The sequence below is a fragment of the Ensifer sp. 2TAB8 genome, assembly GCF_052115125.1.
GTDB lineage: Bacteria > Pseudomonadota > Alphaproteobacteria > Rhizobiales > Rhizobiaceae > Ensifer.
Window position 1 is genome coordinate 302,254 of the sequence record NZ_JBFRGB010000001.1, and the last position, 24,879, is coordinate 327,132.

Consider the following 24,879-nt stretch of genomic DNA (forward strand, 5'->3'; position numbering starts at 1 on the left):
CTCGGAAAGAATTAGCCCCGGAGACGATCATTCGAAGACGATGGTCGGCGCGGCGCGGCTCTTGTCCTGCTGCGTGGCCGATACCTGTTCCCAGACCTTTGTCGCGATATCGCGATAGACACGTGCGACCTCGCCGGTCGGGTCGGATGCAACCAGCGGCGTGCCGGCGTCCGACGTCTCGCGAATACCCATGGTCAGCGGCACTTCGCCGAGGAACGGAACACCGATGCGCTCGGCCTCCTTGCGGGCACCGCCGTGGCCAAAGATATCGTAGCGTTTGCCGGTGTCGGGCGCGACGAAGTAGCTCATGTTCTCGACGATGCCGAGAACCGGGACCTCCACCTTGCGGAACATGGCAAGGCCCTTGCGAGCATCGATCAGCGCCAGATCCTGCGGCGTCGAGACGATGACGGCACCGGCAAGCGGCACCTGCTGTGCCATGGTGAGTTGGGCGTCACCGGTACCGGGCGGCATGTCGACCACCAGAACGTCGAGATCGCCCCAGGCGACTTCGCGCAGCATCTGCAGCAAGGCGGACTGGATCATCGGTCCGCGCCAGATCATCGCCACTTCTTCATCGACGAGGAAGCCCATGGACATGACCTTGAGGCCGTAATTTTCCATCGGGCGGATGAGGCGCCCTTCGATCTGTTGCGGCCGTCCGGAAATCTTCAGAAGGCGCGGCATCGAGGGGCCGTAAATATCGGCATCGAGCAGGCCGACCTTCAGGCCGTTGGCCTTCAGCGCCAGAGCCAGATTGACCGAGGTCGTCGACTTGCCGACGCCGCCCTTGCCGGAGGCGACGGCGATGATGGCACCGACACCCGGAATCCCGGCCTTGGCGGGCGGTCCACCGGCGGGACGCGGTGCATGGGAATGGCCGGCATGCGGCGCTGCTGACGGCTGTGGACGTTGCACCGGGGCCCCTGCAGGCGCCGCTTTGCGGTCGGCGGTCAGCGCAACCATGGCGGCCGTGATGCCCGGGATATCCCGCACGACGCGCTCGGCTGCGGCCCGCATCGGTTCCAGCTCCTTGGCGCGGTCCGCCGGCACCGTAATCGAGAAATACGCCTTGCCATCGGAGATGAAGACATCAGACACAAGCCCGAGATCGACGATGTTGCCTTCCATGCCCGGGCCACGCACCGTACGCAGCTTCTCAAGGACCACTTCTTTCGTGACTTCCGGCATCGCGCCCTCTCATTCTTTTGTTATCCCTTAGATAGTCGAGGCGGGGCGCTTCGCCAATGCGACATATCGGAAAAAGGAAGGGCCACCACCCGCTTCGGTGTCCGTACATCCGGGATCACCGTGAAGCGGGCAGTGGCCCTTTTGGTCGCGACCTTCGTGGGCGCTGTCCTTATTTTAGTCCCCTCTGGACATGTCACTTGAAATGCAGGATGCGTGCCAGATTCAAGTTCTGTCAGAATATCAATTATTTTCAACCGGATAGTCGATTTCTGGGTGTAGAATTGCACGGGAGCATCTGCCCAGTTTCTGAGCAGCCGTCTGCAAATCGTCCAATCATGGAGCAAATCGGCTCGGCAGTGGCGATTTCGGTCCGGAGGGAGCGCGGGCGCGACGAGCGCGACAGGCTTCGCAATCACAGCGCAGACAGAAGCGCGTGCAGGAAGGAGGTTCGGCCCTTCGAGGCCGTGAGGGCTAACTGATGTAGCCCTTCTTCATCGCCTTTACGACCGCCTGCGTGCGGTTCACGGCGTCGAGCTTCTTGGTCACGTGGTTTAGGTAGTGATTGACCGTGTGTTCGGAGAGCCCGAGGATGCCGGCGATTTCGGCACTGGTCTTTCCGGCCGCCGTCCAGCTCAGGCACTGGATCTCGCGCTCCGAAAGCGTTGCGCCACTGCTCTTCCATACCGAACCGATTTCGGCGAGACGATTGTAGACATGGATTGCAATCATCTGCAGTTCCATGGTCACCGTCATCGGCAACTCGACCAGCGGGCCCATGAGGATGACCGCGCCGCGGCCGCCCTCGGCATCATGAACGGGGAAGTAGCTTGCCTGGAAGATGCCGTTTTCGCGCAGCATCGCGATGTATTCTGCGGCCGTATCCGGCTTGCCGCCCTCATCTTCCCAGGCTTCGAGCGTTACCTGGAACGGTGTCGTCGTCTCGCGCAGGCGGCGCACACCGGTGCTGAAGCGCAGCATCGAAAGGCTGTCATACTTGTTCAGCAGTTCGGCCGGCATGTTGGAGATGACGGTGCTCGCGGCCAGACGTTCCACGTCGATCGAAGGGATCGAGCAGATCAGAAAGGTCTTGAAACCGAAGACCTGCGTCATCCGCCGCATATAGCGGATGATATCGAACTGGGTCTCAAGCTTTGCGATTTCGGACGCGAAATCGCCGCCCCGGGGCAGATCTGCGTCAGTCATCCCGGCCGTCATCGTATCCTGCATTCGCGCGTTCCATGGCATTCATTAAGTATCAAATAGACCGAGCGGCCTGCCAATGCCAACAGATGATCGAGATTCCCGGCCCACTCGGCCCAAAAGTCTGTGTATTTCCATCGCGAAGCACAGGCAGGGCTGCCCGCTTCAGGCGCGGCCGGCACCGGTCATCAATTGATGAGACCGGCGCGCACGGCCTTGGCGACCGTCTGAACCCGATTGACAGAGTCCAGCTTGCGTGTCGCGCGGTTGAGGTAGTGGTTGACCGTATATTCGGACAACGTGAGGATTTTCGCCATCTCGCTGGTGGTCTTACCGGCAGCCGCCCAACGCAGGCACTCCACCTCGCGGCGCGAAAGGCTGCCCGCCCCACGCCGGTCACGCTCGCGGACTTCCATGTACTTGCTATAAAGCAGCCCGGCCCACAGATTGAGCTCCTGCAGCTCGTCGTTGGAGACGACCGGGCGATCGCCACCAAAGGCGATGGCTGCGCGGTGACCGCTTGCATCATGCACCGGCAGATAGAGGCCGCGCGGCATGTTTGCCTGCTCAAAGACACAAATGGCCGCATCGCCCTTGCCGTCCGACCGGCGACGCGCCAGCTGATGCGCGTCATAGGTGAAGGGAATGGTGCTGCGGCGCAGGCGCTGGATCACCGGACTGCCATTGATCAGGCCGGCGCTGTCATAGCCCTGCAGGAACGCAGTCGGGTAATTGGTCACGAGCGCGTTGGCCGACAGGCTATTGCAACCCGTGTCCGGAACAGCAAGCACCAGAAAGCCGCGGAAACCGTAAGCATCCGCCACCTGGGCGATTACTCGTCGAAAGTCTTCTTCGCAACAGATCGGCCCCCTGATGCTCCGCCCATCAGGAAGCTTCAACGACGACAAATTCGCACTGAAATCGATCATCTTCCGCCCTTCTCCACATCCGGCACCGCAGAAGGGCCGGCCGCTGACGCCGCATGAAGATTACGCCAAAAATTTTGCAAATACCAAAACCAAACCAGACTAAGACCATCCACGAACCTGAGTCTGATATATTAAAAGCTATCGATCTTGACGCGTCACGTCCAGTCGATGTTTCTAATTTACCGTAAAGTGAATTCAAGGTCCACCGCGCCCGGGGCCGAGCCGGATCGCGGCCTCCTCGGCGATCGCCCGAGCCGCCTCACGCACAGGCGCTGCCCAGGCCACCAATTGCTCCATGCTGACCCTGTAGGCCGGCCCCGTCACCGAGATTCCGGCCGCAAGCTCGCTACCGGGGATAGCAATGGGCGCAGCCACGCAACGGATCTCCGCTTCGTGCTCTTCGCGATCGAAGGCATGACCATCGCGCCTGATCTCTTCGACTTCCGCGCGCAGGGTCGCCGCCGAACGATGCGTGTGCCGGGTGAAAGGGTGAAACGCGGTTCTGGCCAGCACGTGCTCCAGTTCCGGCGGCGCAAGCAGCGACAACGCCGCCTTGCCGATGCCGGTGCAATAGGCCGGCGACGCCTTGCCGATCTGCGAGCTCATGCGCACCGTCTGGCGGCTCTCGACCTTGTCGACATAGACGATCTCCGTTTCGCGCAGGATACCGAGATGCACGGTCTCACCGGTCAATTCGTGCAGACGCTGCAGGTGCGGTTCGGCAACGTCACGAAAGCGATTGGCAGACCAGGAGCGATAGGCCAGCGTCAGCAGCCGAAGGCCGGGCTCGTAGGAAAGATCGCGACGCTGGATCAACAAGCCCTCTTCGACAAGGTGGCTAAGCAGGCGATGCAACGTGCCCCGCGGTTGACCGGACCGGGCAAGAATATCTGTAAAGCGCTGCGGGCCATCTGCGGTGACCACGGCTTCCAACACGGCGATTGCCTTGCCGAGCGTGCCCGTGCCGGCCTCGCCGCGCCCCTCGTCCGTCGCTATCATCTCGCTCGTCATCGCCGTTCGCTTGTCTTCAAGTGGCTTTCGCCGTCGCGCCTGATCTTGACAAGATAGCCGCTTCGACCCGATAATTCCACATATTAAAATCGAGTTCCAAATAATGGAACAAATTACATCCTGAAACGGCTTTCACGAGGGAATGCGGGACATGCCGGCGCCCAAGGTACAATTTCACGATCTCACCGGCCGCGGCGTGCTGATTACAGGCGGCGGCTCGGGGATCGGCGCCGCCCTCGTCGAAGGCTTCGTGCGCCAGGGCGCGCGGGTCGCCTTCGTCGATATCGACGAGCGGGCGGGCGCCGATCTCTGCGAGCGGCTTGACGATCAAACCGGCTACAAGCCGCATTTCATTCCCGGCGACCTGCGCGACATCGACGTGGTGCGGAACGCTGCGGAAACGGCGGCCGCAGCGCTCGGTGCGATCCATGTGCTTGTCAACAATGCGGCGCGCGACGATCGCCAGGCGTTGGAGGTCGTGAGCGAAGAAACCTGGGACGAGAGCCAGGCAGTCAATCTCAGACACCTGTTCTTCATGAGCCAGGCGGTCGCGCCGCACATGCGGCAAGCGGGCAGCGGCTCGATTATCAATTTCTCCTCGATCGCCTTCCTGCTCAACATGGGCGAAATCCCGGCCTATGCCACGGCGAAGGCCGGCATCGTCGGCCTGACCAAGTCGCTCGCCGGCAGGCTCGGTCCCGACAATATCCGCGTCAACGCGATCCTGCCCGGCATGATCGTCACCGAACGGCAGAAACGGCTCTGGCTCAGCGACGATGCAATCGCCAAGATGCAGGAAAGGCAGTGCCTGAAACGCAGCCTGACTGCCGACGATCTCGTCGGGCCCTGCCTTTACCTCGCGTCGGACTGCTCCGCAGGCATGACCGCGCAAACAATGATCATCGATGGAGGCGCACTTTGATGACGGCAGCCTATTATGCCGCAGTGGACTGGGGAACGACGAGCTTTCGGCTGTGGATCATCGGCGAGGACGGCTCCGTGCTTGCCGAACGCCGCAGCGGCGAAGGCATGACGACCGCCAGCAAAACCGGTTTTCATACGATCCTGGAAAAGCACCTCGACGCCGTCGACGCGCCCAGCCATCTGCCGGCGATCATCTGTGGCATGGCCGGCGCCAAGCAAGGCTGGGTCGAGGCCGGTTATCTCGATACCCCGGCGGCACTCGCGGCCATCGCCTCTCATGCCGTGGCCGTCCCGGACCTCGACCGTGACATTCGCATCCTGCCGGGTCTCGCACAGCGCGACCGGCGGCACCCGGACGTGATGCGCGGCGAAGAAACGCAACTGCTCGGCGCCGCCGGGGAACTTGGCCGCGGCCGGCACCTCGTCTGCATGCCGGGAACGCACAGCAAGTGGGTTCGCCTCGAAGACGGTGCCGTCAGTGGCTTCTCCACCTTCATGACCGGCGAACTGTTCGACGTGATCTCGAAGCATTCGATCCTCAGCCACTCGATCGCGGACGCACATGCGTTTTCCGGCGAACATCCCGCCTTTGCGGCGGCAGTGGCCGAGGCACGCACCAATCCCGCCTTGGGAACCAGCCTGCTCTTCGGCGCGCGCGCCGGGCAATTGCTGCACGGCGCCAGTGCGACCGACGCCAAGGCGTTGCTCTCGGGCACCTTGATCGGCCTTGAGATCGCCGGGGCGCTGGCTTCGGCCAAGACGATCGACAGCATCTGCCTCGTCGCCTCCGGCTCTCTCGGCACACTTTATCAAGCCGCGCTCGAAAGCCTCGATTGCCCGCTTCAGGTGGTCGACGCCGACACCGCCGTCCGCTCCGGCCTTTCGACCGCCGCCCAGGCGATCTGGCCTCTCTGAACGAAAGACAAGCACATGACCCGCATTCCCTTTCCGTCGATGAAATATCCGCTGATCGCGATCCTGCGTGGCCTCAAGCCAGAGGAGACCGAAGGCGTCGTCGGGGCGTTGATCGAGACCGGCTTTACTGCGATCGAGATCCCGCTGAATTCGCCTGATCCGTTCCGCTCGATCGAGACGGCCGTGAAGATGGCGCCGGAGAATTGCCTGATCGGCGCCGGCACGGTGCTGACGAAGGCGCAGGTGGAGCAGTTGGCCGATGTCGGCGGTCGCTTGATGGTGAGCCCGAATGTCGAGCCGGCGGTCATCTCGCTCGCGGCAAAGAAGGGCATGGTGACCATGCCCGGCGTGCTCACCCCGACCGAGGCGCTTTCGGCCGCGGCCGCCGGCGCGACCGGCCTCAAGTTCTTCCCGGCAAGTGTGCTCGGCCCATCGGGCATCATCGCGATCCGCACGATCCTGCCGCCAGAGCTTGAGATCGCTGCCGTCGGCGGTGTTTCGGACGCGAACTTCGGCGACTACGCCAAGGCCGGCATCCGCAGCTTCGGTCTCGGCTCCAGCCTCTACAAGCCCGGCATGAGCGCGGCTGAAGTCCGCGAGCGCGCCGTTGCCACCATCAAGGCCTACGACGCCGTCTACGGAGCACAGTGATGAGCGACAACATTCCCTTTGCCGGCAGCATTCTCTGCGAAGCGACGTCGATCCTCGGCGAAGGCCCGACCTATGATCCGGCGACCGGCACCGCCTGGTGGTTCAACATCAAGGGTCAGGAACTGCATGAGTTGCACCTGGAAAGCGGGCGCAAGACCGTGCATGCCCTGCCCTTCCTCGGCAGCGTGCTCGCCGTCATCGATCCGGCCCGGCAACTGATTGCCTCCGACCAGGGGCTGTTTATTCGGGACACACAAACCGGTGCCTTCAGCCTGCTCACCACGCTTGAGGACAAGCCTATCAATCGCTCGAACGACGGCCGGGTCCATGCATCCGGCTCGCTGTGGATCGGCACCATGGGCCGCAGCGCCGAAAAGGGCTCCGGCGCGATCTACCACGTCGCCGGCACCAAGGTGACGAAGCTCTATGACAGGGTCACCATTCCGAACAGCATCTGCTTTTCGCCGGATGGGACGGTCGCCTATTTCGTCGATACCGACATCAACCACCTGATGCGCGTCGAAATCGATGCCGAGACGGGCCTGCCGACGGGCGAACCCACTCTGCTTGTCGACGGCAGCGGCGAAGCCGGCGGCATCGACGGCTCGGTGTGCGACGCCGACGGCCTGATCTGGAACGCCCGCTGGGGCAGCAGCACGGTCGATGTCTACCGGCCCGACGGCGCGCGCATCGCGCGTTATGCAGTCCCGACGGGCCAGCCGAGCTGCACCGCCTTCATCGGGGCGAAGGCCGACCGCATGCTGGTGACATCGGCCTGGCAGGACATGGACGAAGCAACGCGTGCGGCCGATCCGCATGCCGGCAAGACCTTCGATCTCGGGATCAGCGTCAAGGGCCGGTTTGAACCGTCTTTCCGTCTCTGAGCGGAAACGGCTTGGCGAAGCGTCAATAAAAAGTCATACAATTCAGCCACGCGTTTCATCGCATGGTGAGGAGGAAGCTCGCATGAGCGACAAGAAGAAAGAACTGCGCAGCCGTCACTGGTACGGCGGCACCGACAAGGATGGGTTTATCCATCGCTCCTGGATGAAGAACCAGGGATTTCCAGACCACGTTTTCGACGGTCGCCCGATCATCGGTATCTGCAACACCTGGTCCGAACTGACGCCCTGCAACAGCCACCTTCGCATTCTGGCAGAGGGAGTGAAGCGTGGCGTCTGGGAGGCCGGCGGCTTTCCGGTCGAGTTCCCGGTGTCCTCGCTCGGTGAGACGCAGATGCGTCCGACCGCGATGCTGTTCCGCAATCTGCTCGCCATGGACGTCGAAGAGGCGATCCGCGCCTATGGCATCGACGGCGTGGTGCTGCTCGGTGGCTGCGACAAGACCACACCCGGCCAGTTGATGGGCGCTGCTTCCGTCGACCTGCCGACGATCGTCGTCTCCTCCGGCCCGATGCTGAATGGCAAGTGGAAGGGCAAGGACATCGGCTCCGGCACGGATGTCTGGAAGTTCTCCGAAGCCGTACGCGCCGGCGATATGAGCATGCAGGAATTCATGGCGGCCGAAAGCGGCATGTCGCGCTCGCCGGGCGTCTGCATGACCATGGGCACCGCCACCACCATGGCGTCGATCGTCGAGGCCATGGGCCTGTCGCTGCCGACCAATGCGGCCCTGCCCGCCGTCGACGCACGCCGCATGGCGCTGTCGCACATGACCGGCAAGCGCATCGTCGAGATGGTGCATGAAGACCTGCGCCTGTCGAAGGTGCTGACCAAGAAGAATTTCGAGAACGGCATCATTGCCAACGCCGCCGTCGGCGGCTCGACCAATGCCGTCGTTCACATGCTGGCGATCGCCGGCCGCGCCGGTGTCGATCTCTGTCTCGAGGATTTCGACCGCGTCGGCAGCCAGGTGCCGTGCATCGTCAACTGCATGCCGTCCGGCAAGTATCTGATCGAAGATCTCGCCTATGCCGGCGGCCTGCCGGCGGTGATGAACCGCATCCAGCACCTGCTGCATGCCGACGCGCCGACGGTCTTCGGCGTGCCGATCAGCAAATACTGGGAAGATGCCGAGGTCTATAACGACGACGTCATCCGCCCGCTCGACAATCCTCTGCGGGCCGCCGCCGGCATTCGCGTGCTCAAGGGCAACCTTGCCCCGAACGGTGCCGTCATCAAGCCGTCGGCCGCAAGCGAGCATCTTCTGGTTCACGAAGGCCCGGCCTATGTCTTCGAGACGATCGAGGAACTGAAGGCGAAAATCGACGATCCCGACCTGCCGGTGACGGAGGACACCATTCTGGTGCTCAAGGGCTGCGGACCGAAGGGCTATCCGGGCATGGCCGAGGTCGGCAACATGCCAATCCCACGGCGCCTCGTCGAGAAGGGCGTGCGCGATATGGTGCGCGTTTCCGACGCCCGCATGTCCGGCACCGCCTTCGGCACCGTGGTCCTGCATGTCAGCCCGGAATCGAATGCCGGCGGGCCGCTCGCCATCGTCAAGACCGGCGACCGCATCCGCCTCGACGCGATGAAGGGCGAGCTCAACCTGATGATCAGCGAGGAAGAGTTTGCGACGCGCATGGCCGCCTGGCAGGCGCCGCCGCAGAAATGGACCCGCGGCTATTACAAGCTTTACCAGGACACGGTGCTGCAAGCCGACAAGGGTGCGGACCTGGATTTCCTCGTCGGCGGCAGCGGCAGCGAGGTCCTGCGCGAAAGCCACTGACGACCATTCGTCACAGCGGCAAGTCGAACTGTTCAGATACCCCGCCACTCCGGCGGGGTATTTTTATCCGCCAAGCGGATACGAGTTGAAGCGGCGTGCGGCAGCAGATGCGGTGACGGGCGAACGCAGACGCGACCAGGCCTGAAAGCCGTAGATCGCAAGCCCCAGGGCAATGAAGAACTCCTTGTATTCGGTCGGATCCCAGAGCCGCACGAGCAGCGAAGCCTGCAGGATGAACAGTTCCTGGATAGCGACGATCAGAACGGCGCCGACCGTCAGCACGATGAACTCGCGCCACTGTCCTGCCCTCAATGCGATGTCTGCAATTACCAGCAGCATGATGACGGTCATCATCACCATCATCTGCGTCGGCAGCATGCTCCAGTTGTCGCTGTTGAACGCGGCCATGGGCGCGCTTGCCACCAGCACCAGAACGCTCGGGGCGAAGGCATCGAGGCGGCCAAGGCTTACGCCCTTGCGAAGATAGAGCCAAATGAAGGGGGCAAGCGTCAGAAGCATAAAGCTGCCGGTATAATAAAGCAGTTCCGAGAAGCCTGTTGCGATGTTGTGCAGGTTCAATTCCTGCTGCTTGTTGACGGCCAACAGCCCTTCGGGCGTGACGATGCCGAAGACGCGCTGCATCCAGGATATCTCCTCCATGCCAATCACGAAGAAGCCGGCGCTAAGAACCGCCGCAGCGCCGGCGGCGACCCATGCGAGGCGCTCTGCCCCGGCAAGGGCTGCACGAAACTGCCCGATGGCTGCCATCGCAAGGAACCCGCAGGCGGCAAAGATCAGGAGGGCAGACGACCACTCGACCAGGCCGTCCTCACGCGCCAGGACACTGAAGACGGTCGGGTCGAAAACGAAGACCAAGGCCACGAACGTCGCAAACACCCATGTCGCCACGCAGATCCACAGCTCGCGACGAGAGGCAAGCCGAAGCACCGGCCCTCCAAGCCTGGAGACATCGCGGGTGAAACCCGGAACTGCGGCGAGCGACAGGCTGAGGGCGACCCAGCCATGCCAGAGATTATAGGGTTGGACCTGAGGCACACGTTCGGAGAAGTAGCGCGCGCCGAAAAGGTTGCGCTCGATCGAAACGAGAGCGGCCATGGCCAGCACAGACAGAAGGGAAACGGAGAGAAAGCGTCGCGGCAGAAACATGGCGGGTGTCGTCCAGGATGACAGGACGACGCAGCTCCGCTGCTCTATATCCTGTGTCACTTCAAGTATCTGCAAGAACAATCAAGAATCCGTCAACGAATAGAAGCTCATTATAAATCTCTAAAATACATGGACGCAGAATATAGAAATAATTCCCCTGAAAAATGGCAGGTAACCTCTCGCGCAATTCCAAAGAACATGGGGGAAGAACGCAAGCGCAGCCTTATCCATTGAGATTTTGACTGCTTTTTTCCGGAACCGTTTCGGCGCTTGGGCGTTGACGTCATATCACCGGTGCGGTGGATCTGGCGACGGCAGCCAGGCCCGTACCTTGATCGGAAACGTCAAGGAAAGGCAGTTTGACATGACTAAGAAATTCGTAACAACCGTCGCGGCTGGCGCGCTTTTCGCGGGTCTTGCTGTCGCCCCGGTCGCTTATTCGCAGGATACGACGCAGCCGCAGCCCGATCAGACGCAGACCATGCAGCCGGCACAGCCGGCTCCGGGCACCGCAGCTCCGACGAACGAGGCTCAGACCACGACGCCACCGGCGGCTGGCGAAGCCACTACTGATGTCGCCCAGTCGGACGCCACCTATCTGACCGAGCAGACAAGCGATCAGATCGCTGCCAGCACCTATATCGGCCAGACCGTTTACAATGCCGGTGACGAAAGCATTGGCGAGATCAACGACCTGATCATGAAGAAGGATGGCGGCGTTGAAGCGGCCGTGATTGGTGTCGGTGGTTTCCTGGGCCTCGGCGAAAAGGACGTCGCAGTTCCGTTCGATCGCATTGCGATCGCCGAACAGCCCAACACGGACAAGCTGAAGCTGACGACGACGGAAACCGCCGACACGCTGAAGGCGGCTCCGGAATTCAAGACCAAGTCGCAGAAGATTGCCGAGCAGAACGCTAACCAGCCGGTTGACACCTCGACGACCTCCTCGACCAGCACGGCACCGGCTCAGCCGCAGCAGTAGTCAGTATCAGGCTGTTTCAGTGCGCCTAAGGAGGGCGGCGGTATCCACCGCCGCTCTTTCCCTGTTCAAAAAGGTCCCTGTTCAAAAGAGCTTGCTCGGGCGAACACTCCACAACGAAGGGCACCATAGATGCCGGCATGGGTGTTGCGAGCGGCCCAGCATACCGGTTTCGTCAGTACCAGGCATCCGCCATGCTCTCCTTGCGGCGCGTGACATAATCGATCAGCGCCTCGTCGAGCGCCACATCCAGCGGCGGCGCCTCGTATTCGGCAAGCGTCTTCTTCCAGGCACGGTTGGCGCGCGTTGCCATATCCGTCTCACCCTCTTCGACCCACTTTTCGAACGGTTCGTTGTCGGAGAGTGCCGAATCCCAGAAGGCTGCCTGGTAGTTGCGCATGGTGTGATCGCAGCCGAGGAAGTGGCTGCCGGGACCTACCTGCAGGAAGGCGTCCATTGCCAGCGTGTTGTCGTCGACGACGACGCCGGCGAGATAGGAATGCAGCGCGCCGCAGAAGTCCGTGTCCATGACGAACTTCTCGTAGGACATGGCCAGCAGTCCATCGACGAAGCCGGCCGAGTGCAGGATGAAGTTGGCGCCGCAATGCACCGCCGAAAGCATCGACATGGCGCCTTCCTGCATCGCCTGCGCATCCGGCAGCTTCGAATTGGAGAAATTGCCGGCACAGCGCAGCGGCAGGCCGAGCCGGCGCGCAAGCTGGCCGACGACCATGCTGCCGATAGCAGGTTCCGGTGTGCCGAAGGTCGGTGATCCCGAGCGCAGCGACATGGACGACAGGAAATTACCGAAGATCACCGGCGCGCCTTTGCGTTCAAGCTGGGTCAGTGCACAGCCGGCAAGCGTCTCGGCGTAGGACTGGGCGATGGCGCCGGCATTGGTGACCGGCCCCATGGCGCCGCCCAGAATGAAGGGCACGATGACCGCCGCCTGGTTTGCCCGCGCATAGGCGCGCAACGACTTCGTCATCGTTCCGTCCCAGACCAGCGGCGAGTTGACGTTGACGTTGCCGAGGATGACGCAGTTGCTGTCGACGAAATCGCGGCCGAAAAGAATGCGCGCCATCTCGATCGAATCTTCGGCGCGATCTTCCGCCGTGATCGAGCCCATGAAGGCACGGTCGGAATATTTGATATGGCTGTAAACCATGTCGAGATGGCGCTTGTTGACCGGCACGTCGACCGGCTCGCAGATCGTTCCGCCGGAATGGTGCAGCCACGGGCTCGACTGCGCCAGCTTGATCAGGTTGCGGAAGTCCTCGATCGTCCCGTAGCGCCGGCCCTTGTCGAGATCCATGACGAAGGGGGATCCATAAGCCGGCGAGAAGACGACGTTTTTGCCGCCGATCTCGACGTTGCGGGCGGGATTGCGGGCGTGCTGGGTGAACTGCTTTGGCGCCGAGCCGACGATTTCCTTGAGCATGCCGGGCTCGAAGGTCACGCGCACGCCGTCGATACTGGCACCGGCCCGCTTCCAATGGGCGAGCGCCTCAGGATCGTCGCGGAACTCGATGCCGACCTCCGCAAGAATACGATCGGCGACCGCCTCGATCCGCAGCAGGCTTTCTTCGCCGAGAATGTCGTAGGTCGGGATGTTTCTGATGATGTAGGGAACGCCGAGGCTCCGGCCTGCGCCTTCGCGCCGTTGCGACCTTGAACCCCGCGTCCGTCTCGGTGCCGCCTCGCCTGCTGCCAGTGCCGTATCCATTCACGCATCCTCCCATCACCTGAGATGATGCTATTGGCGAAAAATCCCGTTGTAACGCTGGAAAAATTCGAGCCATGCGATAAGCATGACTTATGGAAAACCTACGCCGCCTGCTTCCCTCCGCCGCAAGCCTCATCGTTTTCGAGGCGGCCGGCCGCCATCAGAATTTCACCCGCGCTGCAAACGAGCTCGGCATGACCCAGGCTGCAGTCTCCTACGCCATCCGCGGCCTGGAAGAACAGTTGGGCGTGCCGCTCTTCCACCGCGTGCATCGGGCGGTCGAACTGACGGAGGCGGGCGAGAAATTTCATGCGGATGTGTCCGTCGGCCTGTCGCGGATCCAGAAATCGGCCGAGGATATCCGCGCCAAGGGCCGCGAAACCAACGTGACGCTTGCGGCCTCGACCGCCTTTGCTTCGATGTGGATGCTGCCACGGCTCAACCGCATGCGCGAGGACCTGCCGGAGATCGATCTGCGCATCCAGACGGCCGTGCGCGATCTCGATCTCGAGGAGGAGCCGATTCCGCTCGGCATTCGCGGCGGCGACCCCAGCCACTGGCCACGCTATCACGCTGCCCTGCTTGCCGAGGAGGTGGTCAATGCCGTCGCGACGCCCGCCTATATCGAGGAGCACGGACTGCCGAAGACCGCGGCCGATCTGCAGCGCCACAATCTCATCCACCTCGAGGAGCCGGTGCGACGCGCCTGCGACTGGACCGAGTGGTTTGCGAGCGCCGGCCTCACCTATCCGAAGCAGGCCCGCCGCCTGACCATCAACGATTACGTCCTGGTGATCCAGGCGGTGCTTGCGGGCGAAGGCGTGGCGCTCGGCTGGGAACACCTGATCAACCCGCAGATCCGCTCCGGCGCCCTGATGCCGGTCGCCGGGCACGTGCTCAAGACCGGCCTTGCCTTCTATGTCGTCTGGCCACGGTCGCGCGAGCTCAACGCCCAGGCCAAAAGGGTTCGCGACTGGCTGCTGGAAGAAGGGCGGCGGGACCGCGTGGCGCTGTCGGCGTCCGGTGAATAGACCGGCTCAGGCCTGGGCCGAGACGTCGCGATAGCGATCGGAAAGATAGCGCATCGTCGCCACGGCATCAGCCGGCTTTCCGTAGAAATAGCCTTGCCCGAGGCCGCAGCCGAGGGCCTTCAGCTTCAAGGCCTCGGAGAAATCCTCGATGCCTTCGGCGACGACCTCCAGTTCGAGACCCTCGCACATCGAGACGATCGCCTTGATGATGTGCTCGGAAGCACGGTCGGCCGAAATACGCGATACGAAGGCGCGATCGATCTTGACCTTGTCGAAGGAGAAATCGCGCAGCCGCCCCAGGCTCGACTGCCCGGTGCCGAAGTCGTCGAGTGAAACGCGGACACCTGCGGCGCGCAGTTCCGAAACGATCTTCTGGGCGATGTCGGCATCGGCCATGACAGCCGTCTCGGTGATCTCCAGTTCCAACCGGCGCGGATCGAGACCGATCTGATGGATGATCGACAGCAGTCGGTGGCTGGTCGCCGGGTCCATGAGCTGCGCCGAGGAGAGATTGAAGGAGAGGAAAAGTTCCTTCGGCCAGGAGAGCGCCGCATGCGCCGCCTTGCGCAACAGCACTTCCGCCAGAGATTCAATGAAACCGCGCTCCTCGGCCAGCGGCACGAAGACGGCCGGYGAGACATAACCGAGATCGGCATCGCACCAGCGCGCCAAGGCTTCGAAACCGACGACGGCATCGTTGCGCAGATCGACGATCGGTTGGAAATGCACATCGACCTCGTTGGCGATGATGGCATTGCGCAGCGCCTGCTCGAGCTGCGTCGCGCGCTTCATCTCCTGGGCGATTTCCTGCGAATAGACGGTGATCTGGCCACGGCCGCGACGCTTCGAGCGATAAAGCGCCGTATCGGCACTCTTCAGCAGATCTTCAAACACTTCCCCGGCAAAGGGATAGACGGCGAAACCGAAGGACGCGGACAGACGGACATGACGGTCACCGAGATCGAAGGGCGCAGACAGCACCTCCTTCAGCATCTGCCCGACCTTCTCCGCCCCCTTGCGCTCGAAGACGAGTGGCAGGACGAAGGCGAACTCGTCGCTATCCGAACGGGTGATCGTCGCCCCCTCGGGCGCACAGGCTTTCAGCCGATAGGCCACCTGGCAGAGGATCTCGTCGCCGGCCGCCGGCCCGAAAAGGTCGTTGATCGGCTTGAAGCCATCGATGTTGGCAAGGCCGATGGTGAAGGGCGCAGGATCGCTGGCACGCTCCCGGGCGAGATCAAGCACGGTCTGGCGCAGGCAGCGGGAATTGCCGAGCCCGGTCAACAGATCGATGTTGCCCGTCACGGCGGGCATATCGAGGCCGATGCGGTGATAGGGGGTCTCAACAGCCGTCATAGCCGCGCCTCCCCAGCATGATCGCGACAATGCGGGCGACGCTCCGTTGCCGGCAAAACCCGACGCCACGGCGCGAACCGGCAATGTCGTTGCGACACGGTCCGGACATGAGCAACGGGATGGGCGCAATGCATTCGGGTTGGGCTCTACACTTTAACGGCAATTCGGTGCAGACGATCGCAATCGGCGGTTAACAATCCGATATCGCTCTGCTCCTAGATCTGCCATTAGCCTCCCCAATTCTAGCGAGTTGACACGTCTTTCTTTCAACCTGCCGTTCGCATTGCCTTTGCCGGCATGAATTTCCTGAGCACCGCCTCGATCATGTCCGGGCTCACGGGCTTCATGATATGGTCGTCCATACCCGATGCCTTGCACTGCTGCAGGTCGATATCCAGCGCCTGCGCGGTGACCCCGATGATCGGCGTTTTCTGTCCCCTGGAGTTTTCTGCCGTCCTGATGGCGACCGTAGCATCGAAGCCGTTCATGATCGGCATCGAGACATCCATGAGCACCAGCGCCGGTTGCAGCTCGTGCCAGAGCTCGACGGCCTCGCGGCCGTTGGCGGCGATCCGATGCGAAACGCCGAGCCCCTCCAGGATCTGCGTGAACACGAACTGGTTGATCTGATTGTCTTCGGCCACAAGCACGTCGACCTGCGGCGTCGGCGGCGGTGCCGCAATCCCCTCGCCTTCAAACGACAGAGACCAATCCGGCTGCTGCATCGGAGAAGCCGCTGACCGCTCGGAGCAGGCGCGGAACACTTCCGCGAGCACCGCGGCGCCATCCTGCTGCTGAGACAGCGGCAGGATCGGGCAATGGCGCCAGGTCGAAGCGACCTGCTGCCTCTCTGAAAATGCCAGGTCGAGCAGCAGGACATCGAGCTTGATGCCGGCATCTTCGACCGCGTGACCGAAGGCTCGCAGTTCACCGGCATCGCGAACGGCGCAGGCGTCGAGCCCGGAACCGCGGAGACGCGTGACCAGCCGATCTTCCATCGCCCGGTCGGCCGTTGCGATCAGCACGCGAAGACCGCGGGCGGGCAAGGTCTCGATCATCGATCCCGCTTCCACGAGCTGCTGGACGTTCAGCGCCCGGAACGGGTCATAGAAATTCTGCGCCGCGGCGAAGATGCTGTAGTCGCGGATCTGCAGGCCGACCTCGGCATGAGGTTCATCGCTGCTCTGATGCAAGACGGCGATGTCGGTCACGTCGTTCATGCAGGTCACGACGAAATGACGGCCGGGCATGCCGACGCGGTATTTGCGCGTGAGCACCCAGAGGTCGCTGCCGTCGGCGCGCACGATATGTTCTGCCTGCGAGTATGGCTTGCCGGTTTCGAGCACCATCCGGTCCGATTGTTCGAAACGTTCGGCAAGCTCGCTTTCGACCAGATCCCAGGCGGAACGGCCGAGGATCGCATCCTGCTGCAGATCATGGATCAGGCAGAAGGCCTTGTTGACGGCGATATAGTTGAGGTTGCGATCCTTGACGCAGACCGGATTGGGCTGGGCGTCGAGGATCTGTTCGGTCAGTTCGACACGCTCCAGATCCGTCTGAAGCTGCTCGTCGCGTTTCTTCTGGTCGGAAACGTCGCTAAGCGAGAGGATGCCGATACCGCTCGACAGCCGGCGTTTGCGCATCGAAACCCAGCGCGTACGGCCGGCGCGCTCGACGCTCTCGTAGCGCTCGCGCCAATGCAGCGCCATGTGTTCGGCGATCCAGTCCTCGCGATTGGTGCGGCGGCGGCTGCTCTCCGGAACCGTGCCGGGGCGAACGCCGGTATCATAGACGGCGCCGAGAAAATCCCTGAGGCGCGTGCCGGGCATCAGGATTTCCGACGGCACCGGGAAAAACTGCAGCATCGTGCGGCTGGCAAAAAGAATGGTGTCGTCCCGACCGCAGACAAGCACAGCAATGCCGAGCGCGTCGCAGCTCGACTCCAGAATGATCCGGTTGATGTCCGCGCCGTTCGACGCCACATCGCTCATTGCGCTGTCCTCACTCGCCTACCGCATGCTTCAGTCGTCTCCGATCTGAGGAAACATGCAGCCATTCACAGTGCTGCAGCGACGTTCACGCGCCAGTCGGACACGCGATGCTGCAGCGGCGGTTTCATTTCGGGACATGCTGGGAAGGCCTTGGCAGGCGTCTCTTCGAGCGGCGGGAGTACGACGTCCAGCAACGCCGCAATGCTCAAAAGACAAAACCCGTGATCATTCAGGTTGTTGTGGAAAATCGCAGCAGAGTGTTAAGGGGCAATTAAACCCCCCGCTCAATTTTCAGGATCGACGGCCGCCGGGATTTCAGACCGGGGACGAGGCGCCATTGCCCCTTTCGTTTCCCGAGCGAATCCGAGAAAATGGGGACATGGCCATCAAGCAGCTTTCAGAAACCCTCATCAACCAGATCGCCGCCGGCGAAGTCATCGAACGCCCCGCCAGCGCGGCCAAGGAGCTGATCGAGAACGCACTCGACGCCGGCGCCACACGCATCRAAATCGCGACGGCCGGCGGCGGTAAGACGCTGCTGCGGGTGACCGACAACGGCTCGGGCATGACGCCCAACGATCTCGAACTGGCCGTCCGCAGACACTGCACGTCGAAGCTCGACGACAGCCTGTTCGACATCCGCACGCTCGGTTTCCGTGGCGAGGCGCTGCCTTCGATCGGTTCGGTCGCCCGCCTCTCGATCACGACGCGCACGGCTGGCGCCAGCGAAGGTGCCGTCATCGCCGTCACCGGCGGCAAGACCGATCCGGTGCGCCCGTCGCCCGCCAATACCGGCACGGTCGTCGAGGTACGCGACCTCTTCTTCGCAACACCGGCGCGGCTGAAATTCATGAAGACCGAGAAGGCCGAAGCGGCTGCGATCTCCGAGATCGTGCGCCGTATGGCGATCGCCTTTCCGGCGGTCCGTTTCGTGCTGTCCGGCAGCGACCGCTCAACGCTGGAATTCCCCGCGACCGGCGACGATCGCCTGGCGCGCATGGCCCAGGTGCTCGGCAAGGATTTTCGCGACAATGCGATCGAGATCGATGCCGAGCGCGAGGATGTCGGGCTCACCGGCTTTGCCGGCGTGCCGACATACAATCGCGGCAACTCGCTGCAGCAATATGTCTTCGTCAATGGCCGCCCGGTACAGGACAAGCTGTTGTTGTCGGCGATCCGGGCCGCCTATTCCGAAACGATCCCGAGCGGCCGCTATCCGGTCGCTGTGCTATCGATCACGCTCGACCCGGCGCTGGTCGACGTAAACGTCCATCCGGCGAAATCCGATGTGCGCTTCCGCGACCCGGGCCTCATCCGCGGGCTGATCATCGGCGCGATCCGCGAGGCACTGACACGCGACGGCGATCGCGCGGCGACCACCGGGGCACGCGGCATGATGCAGGCCTTCCGCTCCGGATCCTATCGCCCGCAGCCCTGGACCCCCGAGACGTCCCCCTCCCGCCCGGCGCAATTCGACGCCATCTTGCGCGGCCTCAACGAAACGCCACAGGCGAGCTTCGCCGCCTTTGCGGCGCCGTCGGCACGCACGGCCGTCCCGATCGAGCGCGAGGCACCGGTATCGCAGCCGGACGCACCGGCGCCGCAATCCTTCCCGCTCGGCGCGGTGCGGGCACAACTCCATGAAAACTACATCGTCGCCCAGACAAATGACGGCCTCGTCATCGTCGACCAGCATGCCGCCCATGAGCGGCTGGTGTTCGAGGCGATGCGCACGGCGCTACATTCTCGCCCCGTCGCCGCACAGGCTCTGCTGATCCCGGAGATCGTCGACCTGCCCGAGGACGACTGCGACCGGCTGATGGCGCATGCGGAGGAGTTCACCCGCCTCGGCCTTGCCATCGAGCGCTTCGGACCGGGTGCGATTGCCGTGCGCGAGACACCGGCGATGCTCGGCGAGATGGATGCCGTCGGCCTGGTGCGCCAGCTGGCCGACGAGCTTGCCGAATGGGACACGGCAAACGGTCTTACGAGCCGGCTCGAATATCTTGCAGCGACGATGGCCTGCCACGGATCGGTTCGCTCCGGCCGGCGCATGCGCACCGAAGAAATGAACGCGCTTTTGCGGCAGATGGAGGCAACGCCCGGCTCAGGCCAATGCAACCACGGGCGGCCGACCTATATCGAGCTCAAGCTTTCCGATATTGAGCGGCTGTTCGGCCGAAGCTGATCTGACCCGGCCGCGAAATGCGGCTGGCAATTTGCCTGATGGCGAGCTAGACCAGAGAACAGACCACAAGGACGTTATAGGCTACGAACATGATGAACCGGTTTGAAGGAAGCACGTCGCGCGAAGCGAAGATCCGTTATCTCGACGGCGACTTCCAGATCATCCTCGCCGGGTCGCATGTGATCTGCGCGATGACCGGCAAGACCATTCCCGTCGATGAGTTGCGCTACTGGAGCGTCGCCCGGCAGGAAGCCTATGTCGATGCGGAAGCCTCGCTCGAGGCGGAAAAACGCGCCGGCGCACTGCCGAACCAGCGCCGCTAAGGCGACACCCGCAGGCCTCACCCCCGAACCGCCAAGCCCTTATTTGCCTGCGCCTTCGCGCAGCTTTCGGGCGCGCGCGACGGCAAGCGCAGTCTCGATGATTTTTGACGGTGCCATGGGATCGTCGAAGCGCACGTCGATTTCGATCACCCGGCTGGCCTCGGCCAGCTCAGCGGCCCGACCATGGCCGGGTTCGAGCCGAACCATGTCCTTGGCGGTGGTAACCAGCGTGCAGCCCAGCGCCGCGGCGCGATCGAGCAGATCGGCGATTTCATCATCGGAGAAATGATGGTGATCCGGAAAGCTGCGGGTCTCCTCGACCACCGCACCGGTCTCACGCACCGTGCGGTAGAACTTCTCGGGATCGGCGATCCCGGCCCAGGCCAGCACCTTGACGCCTTCAAGCGATCCGTCGTCGTGCCTGACGACATCGGCCTCGTAGATCTGCTTGCCGGCGCGGGCTGCGCGGCGGATCAGGGCATCGGCCTCTGTACCCCCGCCGATCTTCAGCAACGCCGTGGCGTGGCGAAGCTGATTGGGCAGCGGTGCCCGCACCGGTCCTGCCGGCACCAGATAGCCGTTGCCGATGCCGCGGCGCGAGTCGATCACCAGAAGCGCAAAATCGAAGGCCAGCCGCGCGCTCTGGAAGCCGTCATCCATGATGATGATATCGACGCCTTCCTTGACCAGGCGGCGGGCGCCATCGACACGGCGGCGGCACACGACGGTGAGAGCTTCACGCGCCAGCAGCAGCGGCTCGTCGCCGACGTCGCGGGCGCGATGATGTTCCGGATCGACGACGGTCGTCACGTCGAGCGAGCCGCCGTAGCCGCGGCTCAGGAACCCGGGCTTCAGCCCTTTCCGACGAATGACACGGGCGAGCGCAATCGCGGTCGGCGTCTTGCCGGCACCGCCGACGGTGAAGTTGCCGATGCAGATGACCGGTACGGGAACCGAGGCACGTTGGGCGCGGTCCATGCGCATGCCGGCAATCCGCCCATATAGCCATGAGAGCGGCCACAGTGCACGAGCCCGCCAATCCGCCTTGGTCCACCAGAATGGCGGCGCTTCCGATACCATATTCGTTCCGTAGTCCCCAGCCGGTGTTGTCCTGCCGCTCCGGGAGGACACATGTCTTTCCTGCCGCCAAAAGCCGGCGCGCCGCCCAAAAAACGTCAGAATGTGAAAAAACGCAAGCTATGGATACGATCGCAGCTGTCTGAGCCGAACGCGGGGTGATCTGCCACGGACAACCGCGTCACGCTTTCGCTTGGCTTGCGGCTAGAGGACAGCCTCGAGTTCGGTAATGTCGGCAAGGCAATGGTCTGAAGCTGCGGCGAGCGACTGGCGCGAACCGGTCCCGGTCAGTACTGCGACCGTCATGCCGACGCCGGCACTGCGCCCCATGTGCATGTCGTGGTTGTTGTCGCCGACGACGACCACCTGATGCGGCTCCAGGCCCGTGGCGGCACAAAAGCCGAGCACCATGCCCGGTTCCGGCTTGACGCCGTAGCCGCTGTCATAGCCCGCCACGTAATGCAGGTAGCCGTCGAAGCCGAAGCGCTTCGCGGTTTCGCGGATCGATTTTTCGTTGTCGCTGGAGGCCACCCCAAGGCGATAGCCCTTGGCATGCAGGCCGGCGAAGAAGGTGCCGAGGTCGGTGACCGGCACCGCATATTCCGCCGAGCGTGCGAACAGACCGTCCAGCAGGGCCGTCAGTTCGGCCACAGTGAAGGGCGCGCCCGCGTCAACGAAGCCGGTCGCAATCTCGACCGTGTTTCCGGCAGCAAGCAGGCTGTCGGGCAGCACATGCCCGGTATCGGCATCCATGCCGCCCGCTTTCAGCAGCGTGCGGGCCAATGCCTCATCGTCCCTTGCCGCAATCCGTGCCAGCTCATAGTTCACCGGCACCCAGCTCTTTGCGTAGTCGAGCAGGGTTCCATCCTTGTCAAACAGGATACCGGCGATGGCTTTGGATGCGGTCATGATGAGGGATCGTCTCCTGCTTCTGTCAGTTGTCGGTCGGCGGGTTGAGGCGCGCCTTGACGATGAGCGGATTGATATAGGGCTCTAGCCCCTTCATCGTCGCCGACAGAGCACCACGCATCTCTTGCACGGTTTCAAGGCCGGCATCGATCATCGAGCGACGCATGTCGTCGTTGGCGAGAAGATAGTTGACGCCCTTGGCCAGCATCTCGACGTCGCGCACGATCTTGGCGCTGCCGTTCTTCGCGAGCGTCTGATAGGTCTCGCGAAAGTTCTGGACATTGCCGCCCGACAGGATCGCACAGCCCAGCATCGCCGGTTCCAGCGGGTTCTGTCCGCCTTCGGCAAAGAGCGAGCGGCCGACAAAGGCGACTTCGGTCAAGCGAAGATAGAGGCCCATTTCACCGATGGTGTCGCCGAGGAAGATATCGACATCCGGCGTCAACGGATCGCGCCGGGTGCGGCGCGCAACCTTCAGGCCCTTGGCCGTCAGCGCCGCCTCGATCGCATCGCTGCGCTCGGGATGGCGCGGGACGATGATCGTCAGCAGGCCGGTTCGCTCTTTCAGTGCACGATGCACGACGCCGGCGGCGTTTTCCTCGCCGTCGAAAGTCGAGATTGCCGCCCAGGTCTTGCGCGTGCCGATCTGCTGGCCGTACTCGCGAAGCGCTTGCGGATCATGCGGAGGGGCATCGGTATCAACCTTCAGGTTGCCGGAGACCATGACCGGCAGCGCGCCAAGCGTGCGGAAGCGCTCCGCATCGACATCGGACTGGGCGATGACGAGCGCCAGGTTCTCGAACAGCGCATCGGCCAGTCCCGGCCGTCGCTTCCAGCGCGCGAAGGTGCGATCCGACAGGCGGCCATTCACCAGAACCTGGGGAATATGGCGCCGGCCGAGCTCCAGGATCGTCATCGGCCAGATTTCGGACTCGGCGATGATTGCGAGATCCGGCTCCCAATAGTTCAGGAAGCGGCTGACCGCCGGCTTGAAATCGAGCGGCACATATTGATGGATGACGCCCGTACCCAGGCGCTGGGCGACGACACGAGCCGAGGTCGTCGTTCCCGTCGTCAGCACGACGTTGATGCCACGCCGGCGGATTTCCTTGATCAACGGGATGACCGCATTGGTCTCGCCGACGCTCGCGGCGTGAAACCAGACGAGCGGGCCCTGCGGCCGCGGTGCGCTGGCATGGCCGTAGCGCTCGCGACGGCGCGCCGGATCCTCCTTGCCCTTCGCCGCGCGAATGGCAAGGTAGGACCAAACCAGGGGATAAATGGCCGAGCCGATCCAGCGATAGCTGGAGAGCGCCAGGCGCGCGCGAAAGCTGCTCATGACGAGACACCTTCCCCAGCCGTCTCAGCGGCGAAAAACTTAGGGGCGACTGGCATGCGGGTATGCGCCGCGCATCCCGACCTCATCGGCATCAGCCGTTTTCCGGATCGAGCAGACGGTGCATGTGGACAATGAAATAACGCATATGCGCGTTATCGACGGTCATCTGCGCCTTGGATTTCCAGGCAACAAGAGCGCTTTCGTAGTCCGGGTAGATGCCGACGATATCGAGCTTGTCCAGGTCGCGGAAATGGACGTCCGTCAGCGTGGTGAGTTCACCGCCAAAGACGAGGTGCAGACGTTGTTTCTTCTCGGATTCGTGAGCCATCGGAATTCCATTTTTCTTTTTGGGTATGGGCGTTGATTTGAGGCATTCAGCCCCAAAGGTCAATGGGGCTCCATCGACCGCGATGCGGCGATCAGACCTGGCAAGAGCGGCTTTGCCGCCGCGCAGAGAACCCCGTGAACGACGGTGGGGCGGTTGTAGGACAGGGGCCGATCGTCGAGATCGACGAGTGCGCCGTTTGCCCGGGCCAGAATGAGATCCGCCGCAGCCAGATCCCAATCATGGGAATTCTTCTTCACGAGCGTGCCGTCGATCCGCCCGTCGGCCACCATGGCCAGCCGATAGGCAAGCGAGGGCACATGCGGCACGCGCGTGACGGTGTTGCGATAGACGGCCGGTAGCTTGCCGACCGTATCTTCGGCGGCGGCCAGATGCAGCGTTTCCCCGGGCTTTGATTCACGCACCGAGATCACGGCGCCGTTTTTCAATGCGCTACCGTCGGCGACCGCCTCAAAGAGTTCATCGAGCGCCGGAGCGTAGAGGACGCCTGCGACGGGCTGGCCCCGGTGGACGATGGCAACGCTGACGCACCAAAGCTCCTTGCCGGCGATGAAGGCCCGTGTGCCGTCGATCGGATCGACAACGAAGACCGTTTCTCGGGTCAGGCGGCTGGAGTCGTCGTCGGTCTCTTCCGACAGCCAGCCGTAATCGGGCTTCGCGGCAAGCAGCCGCGTCTTCAGCACATCGTTGGCTGCCAGATCCGCTTCGCTGACCGGCGAGCGGCCCTCGTTCTTCCAGCGGACATCCGGAGCCTTGCGAAAATAGCCGAGTGCCGTTTCGCCGGCGACGACCGCTGCGGCGCGGATCAGCGCAAGATCCGGCTTCCAGTCCGCGCCCGTTGGTGCTGTGTCAGACATTCAAAACCCCGTCAGCCCGCCTCTCCTATAACACGAGGGCGGGATCGGCGCAGGTCGCTGCGCCCCTCTTCCTTCGGC

22 protein-coding genes are annotated in these 24,879 nt (G+C 62.9%); 9 read left to right on the forward strand and 13 right to left on the reverse strand.

Features of this window, described 5'->3' with window-relative positions:
- Positions 1–27: 27 nt before the first annotated feature.
- The 4 genes from AB4Z53_RS01570 to AB4Z53_RS01585 form a co-directional block, all read right to left on the reverse strand.
- Positions 28–1,191, reverse strand: a complete 1,164-nt coding sequence (locus tag AB4Z53_RS01570) for an Mrp/NBP35 family ATP-binding protein (protein WP_113538055.1) — start codon at positions 1,189–1,191, stop codon at positions 28–30.
- 471 nt (positions 1,192–1,662) lie between these two features.
- Entirely contained in the window at positions 1,663–2,436 is a 774-nt protein-coding gene (locus tag AB4Z53_RS01575) for a LuxR family transcriptional regulator (protein ID WP_113538056.1), read from the reverse strand.
- 143 nt (positions 2,437–2,579) lie between these two features.
- The gene (locus AB4Z53_RS01580; protein ID WP_113538057.1) at positions 2,580–3,320 is read right to left on the reverse strand and encodes a LuxR family transcriptional regulator; all 741 of its coding nucleotides are present in this window, start codon (positions 3,318–3,320) and stop codon (positions 2,580–2,582) included.
- 195 nt (positions 3,321–3,515) lie between these two features.
- Positions 3,516–4,331, reverse strand: a complete 816-nt coding sequence (locus AB4Z53_RS01585) for an IclR family transcriptional regulator (protein ID WP_441594324.1) — start codon at positions 4,329–4,331, stop codon at positions 3,516–3,518.
- 151 nt (positions 4,332–4,482) lie between these two features.
- On the opposite strand from AB4Z53_RS01585, the gene AB4Z53_RS01590 reads away from it, so the two are divergent.
- The 5 genes from AB4Z53_RS01590 (at position 4,483) to AB4Z53_RS01610 (ending at position 9,512) form a co-directional block, all read left to right on the forward strand.
- Positions 4,483–5,253, forward strand: coding sequence for an SDR family NAD(P)-dependent oxidoreductase (locus AB4Z53_RS01590; RefSeq protein WP_223726589.1), 771 nt, complete (start codon positions 4,483–4,485; stop codon positions 5,251–5,253).
- A complete protein-coding gene (locus AB4Z53_RS01595; RefSeq protein ID WP_441594326.1) occupies positions 5,250–6,170 on the forward strand; it encodes a 2-dehydro-3-deoxygalactonokinase in 921 nt (306 codons plus the stop codon). Before AB4Z53_RS01590 ends, AB4Z53_RS01595 begins: the two co-directional genes overlap by 4 nt.
- 15 nt (positions 6,171–6,185) lie before the next feature.
- On the forward strand, positions 6,186–6,821 hold the full coding sequence (locus tag AB4Z53_RS01600; RefSeq protein WP_441594327.1) for a 2-dehydro-3-deoxy-6-phosphogalactonate aldolase: 636 nt from the start codon (positions 6,186–6,188) through the stop codon (positions 6,819–6,821).
- Positions 6,821–7,705: an SMP-30/gluconolactonase/LRE family protein gene (locus AB4Z53_RS01605; protein WP_441594329.1), complete on the forward strand. Its 885-nt coding sequence runs from the start codon at positions 6,821–6,823 to the stop codon at positions 7,703–7,705. Before AB4Z53_RS01600 ends, AB4Z53_RS01605 begins: the two co-directional genes overlap by 1 nt.
- Before the next feature lie 82 nt (positions 7,706–7,787).
- Complete coding sequence (locus AB4Z53_RS01610; protein ID WP_034801023.1) at positions 7,788–9,512, forward strand: IlvD/Edd family dehydratase; 1,725 nt, start codon at positions 7,788–7,790, stop codon at positions 9,510–9,512.
- Positions 9,513–9,575: 63 nt separating this feature from the next.
- Here the strand turns inward: AB4Z53_RS01610 and AB4Z53_RS01615 are convergent, their stop codons facing one another.
- Positions 9,576–10,739, reverse strand: a complete 1,164-nt coding sequence (locus AB4Z53_RS01615; RefSeq protein ID WP_441594331.1) for a hypothetical protein — start codon at positions 10,737–10,739, stop codon at positions 9,576–9,578.
- Between the two features lie 304 nt (positions 10,740–11,043).
- Between AB4Z53_RS01615 and AB4Z53_RS01620 the strand changes: the two genes are divergently transcribed.
- A complete protein-coding gene (locus AB4Z53_RS01620; protein ID WP_291161216.1) occupies positions 11,044–11,661 on the forward strand; it encodes a PRC-barrel domain-containing protein in 618 nt (205 codons plus the stop codon).
- Between the two features lie 172 nt (positions 11,662–11,833).
- Here the strand turns inward: AB4Z53_RS01620 and AB4Z53_RS01625 are convergent, their stop codons facing one another.
- Entirely contained in the window at positions 11,834–13,384 is a 1,551-nt protein-coding gene (locus tag AB4Z53_RS01625) for a trimethylamine methyltransferase family protein (RefSeq protein ID WP_441594333.1), read from the reverse strand.
- Between the two features lie 92 nt (positions 13,385–13,476).
- On the opposite strand from AB4Z53_RS01625, the gene AB4Z53_RS01630 reads away from it, so the two are divergent.
- Complete coding sequence (locus AB4Z53_RS01630) at positions 13,477–14,415, forward strand: LysR substrate-binding domain-containing protein (RefSeq protein ID WP_113538065.1); 939 nt, start codon at positions 13,477–13,479, stop codon at positions 14,413–14,415.
- A gap of 6 nt (positions 14,416–14,421) precedes the next feature.
- Here AB4Z53_RS01630 and AB4Z53_RS01635 read toward each other — a convergent pair whose 3' ends face one another.
- Together AB4Z53_RS01635 and AB4Z53_RS01640 are read right to left on the reverse strand one after the other, a co-directional pair.
- Entirely contained in the window at positions 14,422–15,729 is a 1,308-nt protein-coding gene (locus AB4Z53_RS01635; protein ID WP_223727879.1) for a putative bifunctional diguanylate cyclase/phosphodiesterase, read from the reverse strand.
- A gap of 308 nt (positions 15,730–16,037) precedes the next feature.
- The gene (locus tag AB4Z53_RS01640) at positions 16,038–17,762 is read right to left on the reverse strand and encodes a response regulator (protein ID WP_441594335.1); all 1,725 of its coding nucleotides are present in this window, start codon (positions 17,760–17,762) and stop codon (positions 16,038–16,040) included.
- Between the two features lie 379 nt (positions 17,763–18,141).
- Between AB4Z53_RS01640 and mutL the strand changes: the two genes are divergently transcribed.
- Together mutL and AB4Z53_RS01650 are read left to right on the forward strand one after the other, a co-directional pair.
- Positions 18,142–19,950: a DNA mismatch repair endonuclease MutL gene (gene mutL, locus AB4Z53_RS01645; protein ID WP_441594337.1), complete on the forward strand. Its 1,809-nt coding sequence runs from the start codon at positions 18,142–18,144 to the stop codon at positions 19,948–19,950.
- An 89-nt stretch (positions 19,951–20,039) separates the two neighbouring features.
- Complete coding sequence (locus AB4Z53_RS01650; protein ID WP_113536291.1) at positions 20,040–20,273, forward strand: DUF2093 domain-containing protein; 234 nt, start codon at positions 20,040–20,042, stop codon at positions 20,271–20,273.
- 39 nt (positions 20,274–20,312) lie between these two features.
- Here AB4Z53_RS01650 and lpxK read toward each other — a convergent pair whose 3' ends face one another.
- The 5 genes from lpxK to AB4Z53_RS01675 all read right to left on the reverse strand — a co-directional run bounded on the left by lpxK (position 20,313) and on the right by AB4Z53_RS01675 (position 24,801).
- Positions 20,313–21,353 carry a tetraacyldisaccharide 4'-kinase gene (lpxK, locus tag AB4Z53_RS01655; RefSeq protein WP_113536292.1) on the reverse strand — a complete coding sequence of 347 codons (1,041 nt, stop codon included), beginning with the start codon at positions 21,351–21,353 and terminating at the stop codon, positions 20,313–20,315.
- A 201-nt stretch (positions 21,354–21,554) separates the two neighbouring features.
- Entirely contained in the window at positions 21,555–22,259 is a 705-nt protein-coding gene (locus tag AB4Z53_RS01660; protein WP_291162901.1) for an HAD family hydrolase, read from the reverse strand.
- Between the two features lie 25 nt (positions 22,260–22,284).
- Positions 22,285–23,598, reverse strand: coding sequence for a lipid IV(A) 3-deoxy-D-manno-octulosonic acid transferase (gene waaA / locus AB4Z53_RS01665; RefSeq protein ID WP_113536294.1), 1,314 nt, complete (start codon positions 23,596–23,598; stop codon positions 22,285–22,287).
- A 91-nt stretch (positions 23,599–23,689) separates the two neighbouring features.
- Positions 23,690–23,926 (reverse strand): DUF4170 domain-containing protein, encoded by a 237-nt coding sequence (locus tag AB4Z53_RS01670; RefSeq protein ID WP_113536295.1) that lies wholly within the window; start codon positions 23,924–23,926, stop codon positions 23,690–23,692.
- Positions 23,927–23,985: 59 nt separating this feature from the next.
- A complete protein-coding gene (locus tag AB4Z53_RS01675; RefSeq protein WP_291162908.1) occupies positions 23,986–24,801 on the reverse strand; it encodes a 3'(2'),5'-bisphosphate nucleotidase CysQ in 816 nt (271 codons plus the stop codon).
- Between the last annotated feature and the right edge of the window lie 78 nt (positions 24,802–24,879).

What these genes read in the sequence shown, in the direction of transcription:
- AB4Z53_RS01630 (WP_113538065.1), top strand. Translation starts at nt 13,477, where the DNA reads ATGGAAAACCTACGCCGCCTGCTTCCCTCCGCCGCAAGCCTCATCGTT.
- AB4Z53_RS01620 (WP_291161216.1), top strand. Translation starts at nt 11,044, where the DNA reads ATGACTAAGAAATTCGTAACAACCGTCGCGGCTGGCGCGCTTTTCGCG.
- lpxK (WP_113536292.1), bottom strand. Translation starts at nt 21,353, where the DNA reads ATGGTATCGGAAGCGCCGCCATTCTGGTGGACCAAGGCGGATTGGCGG.
- AB4Z53_RS01605 (WP_441594329.1), top strand. Translation starts at nt 6,821, where the DNA reads ATGAGCGACAACATTCCCTTTGCCGGCAGCATTCTCTGCGAAGCGACG.
- AB4Z53_RS01600 (WP_441594327.1), top strand. Translation starts at nt 6,186, where the DNA reads ATGACCCGCATTCCCTTTCCGTCGATGAAATATCCGCTGATCGCGATC.
- AB4Z53_RS01640 (WP_441594335.1), bottom strand. Translation starts at nt 17,762, where the DNA reads ATGAGCGATGTGGCGTCGAACGGCGCGGACATCAACCGGATCATTCTG.
- AB4Z53_RS01660 (WP_291162901.1), bottom strand. Translation starts at nt 22,259, where the DNA reads ATGACCGCATCCAAAGCCATCGCCGGTATCCTGTTTGACAAGGATGGA.
- AB4Z53_RS01570 (WP_113538055.1), bottom strand. Translation starts at nt 1,191, where the DNA reads ATGCCGGAAGTCACGAAAGAAGTGGTCCTTGAGAAGCTGCGTACGGTG.
- AB4Z53_RS01675 (WP_291162908.1), bottom strand. Translation starts at nt 24,801, where the DNA reads ATGTCTGACACAGCACCAACGGGCGCGGACTGGAAGCCGGATCTTGCG.
- AB4Z53_RS01610 (WP_034801023.1), top strand. Translation starts at nt 7,788, where the DNA reads ATGAGCGACAAGAAGAAAGAACTGCGCAGCCGTCACTGGTACGGCGGC.
- AB4Z53_RS01585 (WP_441594324.1), bottom strand. Translation starts at nt 4,331, where the DNA reads ATGACGAGCGAGATGATAGCGACGGACGAGGGGCGCGGCGAGGCCGGC.
- AB4Z53_RS01625 (WP_441594333.1), bottom strand. Translation starts at nt 13,384, where the DNA reads ATGGATACGGCACTGGCAGCAGGCGAGGCGGCACCGAGACGGACGCGG.
- AB4Z53_RS01575 (WP_113538056.1), bottom strand. Translation starts at nt 2,436, where the DNA reads ATGCCATGGAACGCGCGAATGCAGGATACGATGACGGCCGGGATGACT.
- AB4Z53_RS01590 (WP_223726589.1), top strand. Translation starts at nt 4,483, where the DNA reads ATGCCGGCGCCCAAGGTACAATTTCACGATCTCACCGGCCGCGGCGTG.
- AB4Z53_RS01580 (WP_113538057.1), bottom strand. Translation starts at nt 3,320, where the DNA reads ATGATCGATTTCAGTGCGAATTTGTCGTCGTTGAAGCTTCCTGATGGG.
- AB4Z53_RS01670 (WP_113536295.1), bottom strand. Translation starts at nt 23,926, where the DNA reads ATGGCTCACGAATCCGAGAAGAAACAACGTCTGCACCTCGTCTTTGGC.
- waaA (WP_113536294.1), bottom strand. Translation starts at nt 23,598, where the DNA reads ATGAGCAGCTTTCGCGCGCGCCTGGCGCTCTCCAGCTATCGCTGGATC.
- AB4Z53_RS01650 (WP_113536291.1), top strand. Translation starts at nt 20,040, where the DNA reads ATGATGAACCGGTTTGAAGGAAGCACGTCGCGCGAAGCGAAGATCCGT.